Annotated in this window: 17 protein-coding genes and 2 pseudogenes; all 19 read left to right on the forward strand. The window is 34.2% G+C overall.

All coding sequences use genetic code 11. The annotated features are described in order from the left end of the window. Nucleotides 1-4: 4 nt before the first annotated feature. The 19 genes and pseudogenes from ACXADT_RS12595 to ACXADT_RS12685 all read left to right on the forward strand — a co-directional run bounded on the left by ACXADT_RS12595 (nt 5) and on the right by ACXADT_RS12685 (nt 15,072). Entirely contained in the window at nt 5-754 is a 750-nt protein-coding gene (locus ACXADT_RS12595; protein ID WP_474831387.1) for a VanZ family protein, read from the forward strand. 50 nt (nt 755-804) lie between these two features. Next, nucleotides 805-1,239 (forward strand): YhfM domain-containing protein, encoded by a 435-nt coding sequence (locus ACXADT_RS12600; RefSeq protein ID WP_474831389.1) that lies wholly within the window; start codon nt 805-807, stop codon nt 1,237-1,239. A 190-nt stretch (nt 1,240-1,429) separates the two neighbouring features. Then, nucleotides 1,430-1,993: a GNAT family N-acetyltransferase gene (locus ACXADT_RS12605; protein ID WP_474834533.1), complete on the forward strand. Its 564-nt coding sequence runs from the start codon at nt 1,430-1,432 to the stop codon at nt 1,991-1,993. A gap of 103 nt (nt 1,994-2,096) precedes the next feature. Further along, entirely contained in the window at nt 2,097-2,516 is a 420-nt protein-coding gene (locus ACXADT_RS12610; protein WP_474831390.1) for a GNAT family N-acetyltransferase, read from the forward strand. A 71-nt stretch (nt 2,517-2,587) separates the two neighbouring features. Continuing rightward, nucleotides 2,588-3,115: a GNAT family N-acetyltransferase gene (locus tag ACXADT_RS12615; RefSeq protein ID WP_474831392.1), complete on the forward strand. Its 528-nt coding sequence runs from the start codon at nt 2,588-2,590 to the stop codon at nt 3,113-3,115. 97 nt (nt 3,116-3,212) lie between these two features. Continuing rightward, nucleotides 3,213-3,851: a class I SAM-dependent methyltransferase gene (locus ACXADT_RS12620; RefSeq protein WP_474831394.1), complete on the forward strand. Its 639-nt coding sequence runs from the start codon at nt 3,213-3,215 to the stop codon at nt 3,849-3,851. 131 nt (nt 3,852-3,982) lie between these two features. Continuing rightward, entirely contained in the window at nt 3,983-4,744 is a 762-nt protein-coding gene (locus ACXADT_RS12625) for a serine hydrolase (protein ID WP_474834535.1), read from the forward strand. Nucleotides 4,745-5,229: 485 nt separating this feature from the next. Further along, nucleotides 5,230-5,394: a hypothetical protein gene (locus tag ACXADT_RS12630; RefSeq protein ID WP_474831395.1), complete on the forward strand. Its 165-nt coding sequence runs from the start codon at nt 5,230-5,232 to the stop codon at nt 5,392-5,394. Between the two features lie 65 nt (nt 5,395-5,459). Next, nucleotides 5,460-5,636: a hypothetical protein gene (locus tag ACXADT_RS12635; RefSeq protein WP_474831397.1), complete on the forward strand. Its 177-nt coding sequence runs from the start codon at nt 5,460-5,462 to the stop codon at nt 5,634-5,636. Between the two features lie 22 nt (nt 5,637-5,658). Further along, entirely contained in the window at nt 5,659-5,832 is a 174-nt protein-coding gene (locus ACXADT_RS12640) for a hypothetical protein (RefSeq protein ID WP_474831398.1), read from the forward strand. Nucleotides 5,833-6,466: 634 nt separating this feature from the next. Further along, on the forward strand, nt 6,467-6,739 hold the full coding sequence (locus tag ACXADT_RS12645; protein ID WP_474831400.1) for a hypothetical protein: 273 nt from the start codon (nt 6,467-6,469) through the stop codon (nt 6,737-6,739). A gap of 188 nt (nt 6,740-6,927) precedes the next feature. Beyond that, nucleotides 6,928-7,225 (forward strand): annotated as a pseudogene (locus ACXADT_RS12650) (DUF2750 domain-containing protein). 279 nt (nt 7,226-7,504) lie between these two features. Further along, entirely contained in the window at nt 7,505-8,389 is an 885-nt protein-coding gene (locus tag ACXADT_RS12655) for an aminoglycoside 6-adenylyltransferase (RefSeq protein WP_474831402.1), read from the forward strand. Between the two features lie 647 nt (nt 8,390-9,036). After that, a complete protein-coding gene (locus tag ACXADT_RS12660; protein ID WP_474831403.1) occupies nt 9,037-9,969 on the forward strand; it encodes a zinc-binding dehydrogenase in 933 nt (310 codons plus the stop codon). Between the two features lie 151 nt (nt 9,970-10,120). After that, nucleotides 10,121-10,270 (forward strand): hypothetical protein, encoded by a 150-nt coding sequence (locus ACXADT_RS12665; RefSeq protein ID WP_474831405.1) that lies wholly within the window; start codon nt 10,121-10,123, stop codon nt 10,268-10,270. Nucleotides 10,271-11,015: 745 nt separating this feature from the next. Beyond that, nucleotides 11,016-12,536: an AbgT family transporter gene (locus ACXADT_RS12670; protein WP_474831406.1), complete on the forward strand. Its 1,521-nt coding sequence runs from the start codon at nt 11,016-11,018 to the stop codon at nt 12,534-12,536. Nucleotides 12,537-13,832: 1,296 nt separating this feature from the next. Beyond that, nucleotides 13,833-14,117 (forward strand): annotated as a pseudogene (locus tag ACXADT_RS12675) (NUDIX hydrolase); the annotation flags it as partial. A gap of 69 nt (nt 14,118-14,186) precedes the next feature. Next, the gene (locus tag ACXADT_RS12680) at nt 14,187-14,507 is read left to right on the forward strand and encodes a hypothetical protein (RefSeq protein WP_474831408.1); all 321 of its coding nucleotides are present in this window, start codon (nt 14,187-14,189) and stop codon (nt 14,505-14,507) included. Nucleotides 14,508-14,676: 169 nt separating this feature from the next. Further along, on the forward strand, nt 14,677-15,072 hold the full coding sequence (locus ACXADT_RS12685) for a hypothetical protein (protein WP_474831409.1): 396 nt from the start codon (nt 14,677-14,679) through the stop codon (nt 15,070-15,072). Nucleotides 15,073-15,122: the final 50 nt, after the last annotated feature.

Here is a 15,122-nt window from a genome sequence, read left to right on the forward strand (position 1 = left end):
GCAAATGAACCATAAATCCATCTGCAACAAAAGGGAGCGATTCCTTGAAATAACTATTGGATCTAATACAAGGGGGCTAATTATTAATTCAATAAGGCATTCATATTTAGTAGTAATTGTAGTAGCAACCCTCTACATTAGCCTACCTATAAAAGTATTTTGGGATTCAGAATACAAATGGCTAACAGTATTTCCGAATTGGATTATTGTATTATTAGTTGCTTTATGGATAAGCTCAAAAATCAGCCGAGATAATGTTATGAAATACTTGGTGCTTGGTATATTTACTCTTTATCTATTCGTCTTGTATCAGTATGTTGCGTACATTAATATTGGATGGTTTATAACAACAGATTACATTGGAAATCATAATCTCTCTACGCATATTAGTTTGATTCCATTTCACACAATAATAGAAGCTTTAACCGCACCATATTTCATTCCATCTTATTACATACAAATAATAGGTAATTTACTTTTGTTGACTCCTTTAGCGTTTTCACTAAGGTTTTTGAAGGTTTTGAAAAATAATAAGGAGACTATTATAGCAGTGTTCTTTACTTCTCTAGGCATAGAAATTGTTCAATTGATCCAAACGTATTTTTCAACTGGATTTATTAACTCACAAGGAAGAGCCACTGATATAGACGATCTAATCTTAAATACCTTGAGTGGAGTAATAGGCATTGAGGTTTATAAGTTGATTACTCGATTTTTCGGTTCAACTGAGAGTGAACCTAATATACTCCATTAAAAGGGAGCGTTGATTTAAAAGGGGTGGTGGAAGAACTAGGAGGGCATTTAATGAATAATAATCTATTGATTATGATGCTACTTTTAATAGCTCTATGCGCCTGTTCAACTAACGAATTAGAAAATGTTGAAACAGTAAAAGCGAGCTATTGGACTGGAAATGAAAAATCTCCAGGAGAAGTAGAGTTTGATAAGAACCAAGAGGTAGGAATATTCATTGATGCTACCACTAATGCAAAACAATTGGATGAACAAAAGTTTATTAAAACCCCTCCGTTATTAACCTATGATCTTATTGGTGAAGGAAGCAATAACAAATCATTTCATCTATGGATTACTGAAGATGGAGAAGGGTTCATACAAAGTCTTGTTCCAAAAGAAAGTCAAACTTACCGATTGGAAGAAGATACGATAAAAGATCTAACAAACATTTTAGAAAAGCATGAGAACGCTCCCCTTCTAACAAAAATCGAGTTCGAGGATTAATTTAATTTGAAGTATTCCTTTAAAGGGAGCATATCCGAATTTAGGATATGCTCCAATTTTGTGAAATAAAGATTGAGATACTCATTCTGTTTTGAAATAATTGGTATCAAGTTATTCGATAGGGTTTGGAATCATTAAAATTATCAAGTAAGCAGAAAGTCATTACCTGGAGGAGATAAGTTTGCAGCATGTGTTAGAGAAGTTGCCGAAATTAGAGACGGAGCATTTAATTCTTAGGAAAATAAATAAGGATGACATAAAGGATATTTTCTATTATGGTTCTAACCCCACAGTATCTCAAAAGGTAAGCTGGGAGACGCACAATACTGAAGCAGATACTGAACAATTTATTGAGTATGTACTAGAGGGCTATAGTCAAAATAATAAAGCTCTTTGGGGAATGGAATTGAAGTCTACCGGGACCATTATCGGAACTATTGACTTTGTAACTATTAATCCCAAACATAAGAGTGCTGAAGTTGGATATGTACTATCAGAGGACTTTTGGGGTAATGGGTTTACCACAGAAGCTACAAAGAGAATCATTGAATATGGATTTACAGAACTAGGCTTAATCCGTATTCAAGCTAGATGTTTTGTTGAAAATATAGGATCTCAAAGAGTAATGGAGAAGGCCTGTATGACGTTTGAAGGTATTATTAGAAAAGGAATGTTTGCTAAAGGAAAATATCAAGATTTAAAGCTTTATTCAATCCTGGCAGAAGAATATCAAGCATTACATATTAATGACTAGCATATTTGTCAAAAAGAATTTCTGTGAGCATCGTTGAAAAAATAATAATGAAATATTTGAATTTTCAAGGCTAGTAAATAAATTCAGGAGTGGTTGATGGAGTATGGAAGTTTTGAATTCTGACGATAAAGCAATAAATGCAATAGAACTTATAGAACTATATAGGCATGAAGGCTGGTGGGAAGAGAGAAAAGAGCACGACATAAAAGAGCACGACATAAAAGAGCACGACATAAAAGAGATGCTAAAGCAGACTATCTCAGTTGGAGCATGGGATAAGGACCGCCTTATAGGATTTGCACGAGCTGTAACAGATAATAATTTCAGAGCCTATGTAGAAGATGTGGTTGTTCTTAAAGACTATCGAAAATCACAAGTTGGAACTGAGCTTGTATCTCAATTGTTAATGGACCTTTCGCACATTGACGTTGTGAGCTTATTTTGTGGAAAAGAGTTAATACCATTTTATGAAAATAATCACTTCAAGTTTAGTGAATCTCAATATGTAATGCACAAGAAGTAAATCAGTTAGTATTCAACAATAGGGAGCGATATAGTAAAAGCAACAAACAATAATGAATAAGGGGGAAGCGGATGTTTACTAGTGATAGAATTCAATTAAGAAAAGTCACAAAGAATGATGCAGCTATTTACCATAGATGGCGGAGTAATGACAAGGTAATGGAAAGTACAAGCTTAGAATTGGATGCTTACACAATGGAAGATACAGAAAGGTTCATACAAAACATTACTAATTCAGATGCTTCAAAAAGCTATATTATCCAACACAGAGAAGACAATGAGCCTATAGGGATCGTATTATTAGTCAATATAGACCTTAAAAATAGAAATGCTGAATGTATCATAGATATCGGTAATGAGGATTACTGGGGTCTGGGATATGGTACCGAGGCTATGAAATTGTTACTGGGTTATTGCTTTTTGGAATTGAATTTTCATAAAGTCTTTTTAAGAGTGATCTCATTTAATGATAGAGCTATTAAATTATATGAACGTTTAGGTTTTGAGAAAGAAGGAGAGCAAAAAGAACAATTATTTAGGAATGGCAAGTGGTACGGAATAATTTTGATGGCAGTGTTTCAAAAAGACTATATTAATTGATCTTCTAAAAAAGGGAGTGATTACCTAATCCACAGGACAACTTTAAACAGTTCAAAGCAGTTTAATGGAATATGGTTTATATAGAATGAGGTGAATAATGAACAACCGTTGGAATGAATTGATATATAAAATATGGTCTCCTTTTTATGATAAGTTTTTTAACACCGGACAATTTCTCAACGCACGGAAAGAGATTTTTAGAGAAGCTAATTTTGTTAAGAAGCAAAAGATACTTCTTGTTGGGGTTGGAACTGGGGCAGATTTAGAATTCATTGAGCATAAAGAATTAGAGATCACAGCAATAGACTACTCCGATGATATGCTTAAAATAGCAAGGGCAAAATTCAATGGTTCATCAATACAATTTTTAAGAATGGACGCTCAAGATATGAATTTTAGTGATAGACATTTTGATGTAGTGATAGGGAGTCTTGTATTATCAGTTGTTCCAGATGCTGACAAGTGTCTTAAAGAGATGTTGAGAGTTTTAAAGCCTAACGGGGAAATAATCATCTTTGATAAATTCGCACCAAAAGACAAAGGACTGTCTCTGTTTAAAAAAGCAATAAGACCGATAATAAAGATATTAGGTACTGATATAGGAGTAGATTTTGAAAAGTTGTATAGGACAAATAAAGATGAACTTAATGTTAAAGAAGACAATCCAATAATGTTTAATGGTATGTACAGAAAGATTATCATCAGCAAATTGAATGCTAATTGTCTTCTGTTATAGGGAGCTTATCCAACATTGTGGATTAGCTCCTTTTTAGATGAAATAAAGATTGAGTTAGTTATAAGATTTTGAAATAATTGGTATAATTTAATTGGAAATATAGTTGTAGAGACTAAGGAGGGTGAATGGAAATCGAAACGGTTTTGAAGAAGCTAAATGAAATACAAATTGGTGACATTGGGATACAAGTATATTCTACCAAGGAAGAGATACATAAACTTTCATATAATAGTGACCATATCGTACCGCTTGCATCAGCGGCAAAAGTTGCAATAGGATTTTGTGTTGCAAAGTGGATAGAAAATGGGTTAATCGAGTGGGATGATTGCATCGAAGACATTTCCTTTAACCCAAATGAAGACAGCAAAGAACTATATCCTCACTTTCAATTAAGAAGAACTCTACCCTTAAGGGAAGCTGTTGAAGTTATGATTGCTTGTCACGATAGTTTTGTTGCTAAGAATATTGTGGATTTTTGTGGTGGTTGGGAAAAGATAAACAACCAAATACAATCCTATTATCCATCGATAACTGTTACTGAGGATCCAAGGAATACCGAAAACCAGGCCCAACTCGACCAATTGTTTGATTTAATACTTAACGTTTTTCAAGAGTACAAGACGTCCCCTCTGTTATGGACACCAATTATTAATGGTTTAATTAGACAAAAGGGAGATATAGAGGGCATACCTACACATCATCTAAACCATATGACAGGTGGATTAGATAATGTTGCTGTGGATATAGGGATAATAGGTGATTTCAATAATTATCCTTACGTATTTGTTTTAGGAGCAACTAATTTACCTAATAGGAATAGTAATCAGGTTGCCGATATCAAAATCATTGAAGCAATAAATTTAATTTATGATGAATATAAGACAGCACAATAATCCTTGTACCGTTATAGGGAGCTTATCATATGTTTGATAAGTTCCTATTTATATGAAATAAAGATTGAGTTAGTAATCAGGGTTTGAAATAATTGTTTCGTAAGTTAGAGGTTTGGAGAAGAAAGTTAAACACTAAAGCTGTGGAGGAGATTGAGTTTGTATACTGTAATTGAACATACACCATTTTATGTTTACGGAATAGTGACATTATTCGGGACAATTTATTTGCCATTTGCAATGAAAGGGATGCTATCATTTAAAATTGTTACCAGTTTGATGTTTTTTTCCTTATCAATAACATTCTTTTTAATTGAGCCTTTTAACAATATAGCATTGTTTATTATGAAGTATATTTGGACTTCTCTAGGTCTCATCTTTATAGTTTTAGGTATATATAACAAAATTAAACTTAGGATCGAAAGTGATAAAACTATATGGTAACTAAAGAATAAGAGATTTTCCCATTAGTTAGGAGGAGTGCTTTCTTGGATTTTATGATCTTTGGCTCAGTGGCTATTATTGGCGGAATTATTGTTGTTATTTGCACTTTAATCATTTTAGGTAGAAGGTTTATTCAACCGAATAAGGAATTAAAGGAAAAAGTCCAAAACCTTGAAAGAGAACTTAAAAGTTTGAAAGATAATAAGTAGTGTTCCGTCTTCAATAAAAGGGAGCAGGAGTTAAATAAGAGTAGTTTTCTAAATTGGAGGAAGAAATGACAGAGGAAGACTTTAGAGAATTTCAAGAACGGATTAATTTGGGTGAAGAATTCAACTTTTATTATAAAAATGAAGAATATTGGATAAGTCGAAATCTTAATGAGTGTTATCTAACAAAAGCTAAAGGGTCTATAACTCAAATCTTCGAAACACCAGAAGAACTTTTTTTATAAGTAAGAGGAGGAGAGTTGCAAAATGAGCAAAAGAATTAAAGATCGTATTATCTCTGCACTAGCTTATGCAGTCACTTCTATTCTCTTCCTATACTTCATATACGGGGAAATAAAATGGTCTATTGTATTAGGATTAACGATAAGTGGTTTTATTCTTCCAGTAACAGGAAAGTTAGAGCGTAAAGACAAATCGTAAAAACCTTTCGTTTTCGTTTAGTAGTATCTCAACTTTGAGTTTTAAACAAAAGGGAGCTTAACCTATGTTTGATAAGCTCCTTTTTCTATGTAATAAAGATTGAGTTATTAATTAGAGTTTGAAATAATTTTTACGTAAGTAGTGGTTTGGAGAAGAAAGTTTAACACTAAAGCAGTTAAGGAGATTGAATTTGTATACTGTAATTGAACATACACCACTTTATGTCTTAGGAATCATATCTCTTATTACTACCATCTATTTAACATATTTATTTCGAACAAAAGTCAAAGGAATTCTAATTTTTAAAGTTGTAACGATATTACTTTTCTTAAGTGTGTCATTAATGGCTGTTTTAGTAGAAATATTCCCTGATGAAGTATTCTTTATGTTTAAACATATATTCCCTCTACTAGGTACAATGTTTATTCTTCTTGGGATATATAACAAAATTTTGCTTAGGAGAGACAAAGAGAATACTAAATGGTAACAAAGATGAAAGTGTTGAGTATTGTAAAAATGTTGTTCCACTAACAGGGAGCGTTAATCTAGAAAGGGTTAGGATCCTTATAATTTAATAAAGGTTCAGTTTTATCAATAGGTGATACTATCTTATTTTGGATAGGAGAAAAAATAGATGAAATACTTAAGTTCTATGCTGCTTCTTTTTCTACTATTAATGTTGGGTGGATGCATCGGTTCAGAGCCTAAAGTTTCAGAGGAAAAAGCAAAATCAATTGTTATGGACCACGGCTCTGGAGACATAGGCAGAGTCGAAATAATATCAGTAATACACCAAAAAGGTACGTATATTATAGAATACGAAAATGTGGAAAATTGTGAGAGAGGTACTCTACATATAAATGATCAAAGTGGAAAAATAAAAAAAGGTGAAGTCTCAATATGTTGATGGGTTTTGTCGCTAACAGTTAATCCATTTAAGGGAGCACTTGCTAAATAAGGTTAAGTCAGAGAAAAGGTATTTCATAAAAGTAAATTCCGCTAAGATGAGGGTTGATAAGCTTGAATGAAAAGGAGTTTATATCAGTCAACAAACAATCTACAAATGTAAGATACGAGTATTTTATAAAAAAAGTTGTGGATTTCGAGGAAGTTTGGGGATTGTATAGCGATGGCTGGGCAACATCTCAAGATGAGGAAAAGAAAATTCTATTACCATTATTCCCAAAAAGAATTTGCTGAAAGCTGTGCTAGAAAAGAATGGGCGGGTTATAGTGCTAGGTCAATACCATTAGAAGAATTTATAGACAAATGGCTTACTGGAATGGAGAACGATGAAATACGACCTTCAATCTTTCCTTATGAAAAAGATACAGCGGTCGTAAGAATTGAAGTTCTTAGGAAAGATCTAGAGAGAGAACTGGAGAATTATTAGAAAGATACATCAACATATACATTCAATTATAGGGAGCTATCAATAAGTGTGTATTATGCTCTCTTTATTATAATTAGTTAACCTAAGAAGGGTTTTTCTTTTCGGCTATCGAACCATGCTAAATAGAGATATTTTCAGTGAAAGGAATTTACATATGAAGAAAATATTTAATAAGGTATAAACATCATTATTAAGAAGTGAGAGATATCATTCACGAGATCCTCCTTAAGATGGAACAACCAACTAATTTAAACTATTACATCTATGGAGGGAAAATAAATGAGAAGTGAACAAGAAATGATGGACCTCATAATCAATAGAGGTAAGGAAGATCAAAGAGTTCGTGCTGTATATATGAATGGTTCCAGGACAAATCCGAACGTGTCAAAAGATATCTTTCAAGATTACGATATTGTATATGTAGTAAAAGAAACCTTGCCATTTATCAAGAGTGAAGATTGGATACATGGATTTGGAAATATACTTATGTTCCAAGAACCAGATAAAAATAGTCAGGAAAGCGGAATGGAAACGAATTTTAGTGAATCTTATGGGTATTTAATGCTCTTCGACGATGGCAATCGGATTGATCTTCATATTGAAACGAAAGAGCATATGAGGGAGCATTATTTAAAAGACAAACTAACGGTTCCTTTGTTAGATAAAGATAATTGTTTACCTAGTATCCCAGAGCCGTCCGATAGTGACTACCATGTAAAAAAACCTACTGAGTCTATGTATTTAAGCTGCTGTAATAACTTCTGGTGGTGCCAACAAAACATTGCTAAAAGCATGTGGCGAGATGAGTTACCCTATGCAAAATTCATGATGGAACGTGTGGTTAGACAGGAGTTAAATAAGATGGTTGAATGGTGGATTGGGATTGCCACTAATTTCGAAGTATCAACTGGAAAAGTAGGAAACTATTTTAGAAAACAGCTTCCGGACTCTCACTGGAATAAGTACAAAGCTACTTACTCTGATGACAACTACGAGAACATATGGAATTCGTTGATCATTTGTGGGGAGTTATTTAGAGAATTAGGCAAAGATATTGCATATTATCTGTCGTTTAACTACCCATCCCATGAGGATGAAAATATGACTATGTATTTAAAGCAAGTACGGGTATTACCGAAAGATGCTAAAGAAGTTTTAAAATGAATTAAATAACCCTGCTGAATTGGCAGGGTTATTGTCTTGGTTTGAAGTCTTCAAGAATTGGGGCGAGTATTGTGAAAATAGACATTTGAAACACCTATCTATTATCTACGTATTAATAATATAAATTTTTAGTGTTATTTTTTGAGGGATAACACTCTAACTAACCGACCTCCTATAATAGGAGCAAGGATCATTATTATACTTAGTAGATATAGGCGGATTTCGAATTTGGATGAAGATAAGAATAACAAAATAGGGTAACAAGTCCAAAAAAGAATATAGAAAATGATAAACAAAAATTTAACTCTTTGAAGAAATTGCTGAAACCTCTATTCTTTGCTTCAATAAGGTATAAAAATTCTATTGATTCTCTAAGCGTTGATAGCTTCCTAAATTTATGTAGGAGTAAACTTACCATTATGCTAATTGGGATAAGGGTTATTATTAGTATTTTCATATTCTACTCCTAACTTTAGCAATTACATATTTACCTTATCATAACTTAATTGTTCTTACTTGGTTAATCATACAATTGAACTCTTCAATTAAAAGGGACTAATACAGAGTTAATAGCTACACATATAGGTAAAGGAAATAAAGGGATAAAAAATGAAGATTATATCTAACGTATAAAAGGGTGTTTTCAAATGATGCAACAGTCATTAGTACTTGTAGGAAAAAGAAAACTAGAATGGGAACGAAAGGCATTAAATCCTATTGAAGAAGATGAATTATTAATTCAATCAATCGCAGGCGCAATAAGTATAGGTGCCGAACTCCCTCAGTACAATGAATCCGATGTTACGGATCTCGATCCTAAATACCCCAGAGAAACAGGTTATGAGAGTTATGGAAAAGTGATAGCAGCTGGAAAACATGTATTAGACATCGAAGTGGGAGATTACGTTCTAGCTTTTTATGGACATAAAGACTATGGGGTAGTAAAAGCTGAAAAGGTTGTTAAAGTCCCTGAAACGATTGATTATACATATGCTTTACTCAATACTCTCTCTTGCGACTCTGCGAAAGGTGTTATGAAGCTCGGACCTAACAAATGGGATCATGTCTTAGTAGCAGGGGCAGGAACAATAGGGCTGCTGACACTTCATTTTTTGAAAGAGTACATAAACGTTGAGAAAGTCGATGTATTGGAACCTAATAAAGCAAGAGGTAAACTAGCCAAAACGTTCGGAGCTAATAATGTTTATATATCAGAAGATGAAGTTCCCAGAGAGCATTATAAGTATGGGTTTGAGTGCTCTTCAAGTAAGAATGCATTTCACGCAATACTAAAAGCGTTGAATCATAATGGGGAAGTTTGTGTGTTGTCAGACGGAAACAAGGACCTTTTCTTTTTAAATGAAGACTTCTATCAGAAGGAACTTAAAATCGTGGGATCAAGTGATGGATGGGACTATCGACAACATAGTCAGTGGTTTTTCGAGAATATTAAGAAATCAGAATATGTAAATACTATTTTTGAAAGCCATATACATTCAAATGAATTAATTGATTACTTCGCGTATCTTAGTGAAACTAGTGAAAGTCCTATAAAAGTGTTGGTTACTTATCAAGTTTAATAACATTAGTATCCAATTAAAGGGAGCATTTCTTTAGAAAGTAGAAGAATACTTTTTTGTGAAATAAGTGTTCATAATAAAGATTACTGCTGTAAAATAAGGTATATTAATAAATAGATTCTCTTGTAATTGAAGAAAAGTGGTGAACAAAGTGGGAAGATACCAATTAGATAACAAAGGTAAGGTAGCTGTGACAAAATTTCATGAAAAACAGACGACTACCAAATTTGATAGAAAGAATCATCTTGAAAAAATGCGTGCAGAGTATTTAAAAAAGAAGCAACAACAGACAGATAAATAATATGATGGATAACATAGGAAGATTAAGTTCTTCCTATGTTTTATTATGAAATGTTTTATATCAATATCTTTTGCAATCGGGAGCAAATGATCAAGAAGCCAATAAATCTGCTTTGGCTAAGAGTGCCTGTCCCGCTGCTATATAACTGTGAAAAATTAGGGATCAGGGGCCGATATTGTGAAAAGTGAGTTAATAACCGAATTAATAAGAGAGTCCACCCTATGAAGGGATTGGGCTCTTTTTTGGCAGTAATTAGGCGGATTGACCTTGCATTACGGTGTAAGTACTTAAAAATGTAATTACTATTTTTGGAAGTAACGCAATTGACAGAGAGTTGACGAAAGGGAGCATTTATATCATGTTGCTTTCAATCCCGGCGCAAGCGCATTTCGCTTGTGATTTACAATACAGAAAATTAACCAAGAATCACTGAAATCTTCAGAAAAAAATCATTGAATATGAATCATTTGAAAGACCTGTTTGAGGGGGATGTTCTCCTATAATGGCGCTTGAAATCCACGGCAAAATCCCTGTAAAAGATTGTGGGTCAGGCACCTTCCTCAGTTCCTCTAAACCTGAATATACCTCCTTTGTATTTTTTCGTAATAATAGGAATTTTATATATTCTTGAGAACGTCTTCATTTGTATCGAGTTTGCTTTATACTAAAAACGACAGCAATAGACAAAAACGGCTACGGTATGAATATTCATTGCTGTTTTACAACAAGAGAGGAGGAAATTCTATTGTTTAAAAAAAGTAAAGGAATGTTTCAAAAAGGATTGGATGGTATTGAGTATGTAGGGAATAAGCTGCCCCATCCAATTACACTATTTGCTATATTAGCCCTACTGGTTGTCCTACTGTCTGCTATCGTTTCTAGTTTTGGGCTGAGTGTAGAGCACCCTGGGGAAGAAGGAAAAATTGTTGAAGTAAACAACCTCCTTAGTGCAGAAGGTATTGAGTATATTTTCTCCAGTATGACCGATAACTTTATTGGATTTGCTCCTTTAGGGGTCGTCCTAGTGACAATGCTTGGGATTGGAGTAGCTGAAAGAACCGGACTGATTAGTGCATGCTTACGTGGTTTTGTGCTGTCTGTTCCAAAATCATTGATCACTTATGGACTTGTATTTGCAGGGGTCATGTCCAGTGTTGCTTCAGACGCTGGTTATGTAGTATTACCTCCACTAGGGGCTGTCATTTTTGCAGCACTTGGCCGTCACCCATTAGCGGGGCTTGCTGGTGCATTTGCGGGTGTTTCTGCAGGCTTCAGCGCTAACTTGTTTTTATCAGCGACGGACCCCTTATTAGGAGAGTTAACGATTGATGCTGCTGCTATCATTGATCCTGCCTATGCGGCGAATATGAACATAGCGATGAACTACTATTTCATCGTTGTTTCTGTATTCTTGCTAACATTTGTAGGGGGATGGGTCACAGAAAAGATTGTCGAACCCCGTTTGGGACAATACAAAGGCGAGTTCCGTGAAGATTTAAAGGGATTGGATGCTACAGAAAAGAAAGGTTTGAAATGGGCAGGTATTTCTGTCGCTGTAGCAACCGTGCTTGTTGCTCTTTTGATTCTGCCAGCTGGAGCGCCTTTAAGAGGAGAAGATGGAGGGATCATACAATCTCCGTTTATGAGTTCCCTTGTGCCAATTATCACCATTCTATTCTTTATTCCTGGGTTGTTTTATGGCATCGCCGTCAAAAGTATTAAAAATGACAAAGATGTGGCAAACCAGCTTTCTGAGACGATGGCTTCCATGGGGATGTTCATTGTACTTGCTTTTACTGCCGGACAATTTGTAGCTTACTTCTCAGAAACAAATATGGGACTGGTCATCGGTGTTTATGGCGCGGAATTCTTAGAATCGGCCAACCTATCAGGGATCCCATTAATCTTAGGTTTTATTTTAGTGGCCGCTAGCATTAACTTGTTTATTGGCAGTGCTTCTGCAAAATGGGCAATGATGGCTCCGGTATTTGTACCGATCATGATGCAGCTGGGTTATTCACCTGAATTAACACAGATGGCTTACCGTGTGGCAGATTCTACAACAAATATCATTACGCCTCTAATGACTTACTTTGCTATCATTATTGCATTCGCTCAAAAATACGATAAAAACATGGGAATTGGGACTCTAATTTCTGTTATGTTCCCATATACGATCTTTTTCCTTGTGTCTTGGACAATCATGTTAATTATCTGGATGATGACTGGTATTAATTTGGGACCAGGCTCTCCTATCCACTATTAATGAGTCAACCGAATACTAATCAACGATCATTCGGTCTATGCTAATTCATTTGCTTAACAAAATGTAAGCATCTGAACTCATTCTTTTAGCATTTTATAAGTTTGAAGCCAGGCATCATTTTTTAAGGAATTAGTGTGGAATATTTGCAATAACTAAGAGAAATTATGAAAGAGAGCTAAAATGTTTAGCTCTCTTTTTTTAATTTGGAAAACAATGTGAAGCTTTTCCTTGAGTAATAAAATGTCCTCTTCATCAAGCATCTTCATATGACAATTAGACCATAGAGTCGCTATATTTGCGTGGTGTATTGAGGAGTAGGTAGGGGGACGGTTCAAGCGCTTCTGACAAAGATAATAGAAGGCTAGGATTATCTTGAAATTGAGTCTTATAGAAAAGGGAGAGTTGGTTTAAAAAACCGATAATGACAGAGAGGAATTCCATATTTGGAACTCCTCTTTTTTCTATAACTATCAACATTAAACGTTAACAAAGCGTAGTGATAGACTTGGGGATGTTCTAGTAAAGAAATTTAATAATGAAAAAGATAAAATTGATAATTACATAACGTTTATACATTTATTTGAAGGGTAGTTACTGACTGTACTTACAAAAATTGGAGTTGGTGTTTTTTTAATTGAGTCAAAAATCGTATCTAAAGTGGTTGTCCCTGTATTGAGCTCATAGTTGTTCTTTGGTTGTGTTACTCCGACTTTGGGACTCGAAACAGAAATTTGGATGCTTTCCGAGATTACTGCGGCTCTGGTTCTCTCTGAGCTTAATTATCCGCAAAAAATATTAAGATTGAGTATGTAATGGGAGCTAATGGGTCTGATTTCGAAATCACATCAAATGAATAAACTTTCGAGGAGGTTTAGAAATGTCTTTCGGGAAAAGGTTTCTTATTACATGTTTAATCTTAATGGTTGTAATGGGTATTGAATATATATTCTTGCCGGATAATTTAATAATTAAGGCAGTGGCATTAAGTTCGACTACTATGATCGTTACCGCGGTAATCAATAAGAAATACCCTCTTAAAAAGAAAGCAAATTCCTAGCCTAATCTTAATGTATTTAATGAGTACATCATATTAGAAACTAATAGAAATTAGGTCGTACATTTGTCTGATTTTATGTAAGGCGATAGTGATGGAAAAAGAGTCAAAAAGGTAAGTAGTTCAGTTTTGGAGTATAGAAACACAAATTGTACCCTTGATTGAACTGCTTTTTGCTTAAGAAAATGCTTATTAATCTGAACCCTAATTTGCAAGGTGAATAGCGGCCAGTAGAACAAGGAGCTATTCGTGAAACAAAAGAGGAGACTGGTTTAGAAATTAAAGCAGGACCAATTCTAGCAGTTAATGAAGCGTTTTTCACAAAGCAGCAACATCACGGTTTAATGTTTATATTTCAAGCTACTGTTATTGATGAAGAGGTTCAAATGGAAGATAAGAATGAGATTTCTGAGATACAGTGGGTAGACATTAATACTGCTAACGAATTAATGCCCTACCATAAAAATGGAGTAGAAGAATTAATGAAATCTTCTGCAATTTACACTTTTCAGGGGAGTGTTAACTAGCAAGCTAGGCAATAAACGAAAGCCATCATTCAATAAAAGGGAGCTTTTTCCTGATAGGAGTATTAATTAATGAAGAAAAAGAAGAAACTCATTAATTCTGAATGGAGATTGAGTGTATTAGCTCTAGCGGTATTCATCGGTGGAAGTATTGGAAGTCAATTTGTATTTCTCCCTCATGTGCCCCATCTACCTTCTATATATGGGTATCTAACAGGTTCTTTGTTATTGATTGTTGCTAATGCGGTTATGTGCTCTATAAAAGAAAGAAAAACAACGGTGGGAAAAACGAGAAACAAGAACAAGGTTAGGCAGCAACAATCAGAAAGAAAATGCCATTGGATTTCAGATAGATTTGCTATGGTTATCTCGATCTTAATTATTAGAGAATAGGGAGCTTATTCGTAAATAGGGTAAGTATCTTTTTTGTGAATTAAAGTTTGAGTTAGTCATGTAATTAGAAATAATTGGTATAATGATGTTGGGCAAGTTAAAGGAAGACTAAATTCCTCATACCTTATTGTGAGAATGATAGTCAAATAACTATTTGGAGGGCTATTCTTTGCAACTGAAAATTACAGGTCATGAATTAAGCACAGTACACGACATGAAAAAACTACCGATTTTTTTAGCACAGTGTCTTGTGGAAGAAATGCAAGAGGGAGTTGAAGAGAAAAGAAAGATCCAAATCACTACATCAAATGCCTTGATAATTGCAGACAAACTCAATACCGAAGAGCCAAATGAGAGTAAGATGACATTACTTGATAAGGCGATATTAAAATCTGAAGATACTATGTTCCCTCTAATCAATGAGGGCAGTGTAACAAACTTTTACGGGATGCTAGTTCTGAGTAATGTTAAGATTGTCCCATTTGCTAATCCTGACAACGTCATAGAGTATGAAAGTTATGCTCTTTATACTGATCATATTATGGGATTCGGTTTAACCGAGTAGTGGAAAAAGGAGTTTTTTAAAACTTCGGAGCTTATCTTATTTAAGATAAG

Source organism: Anaerobacillus sp. ABR4_321, from assembly GCF_056158505.1.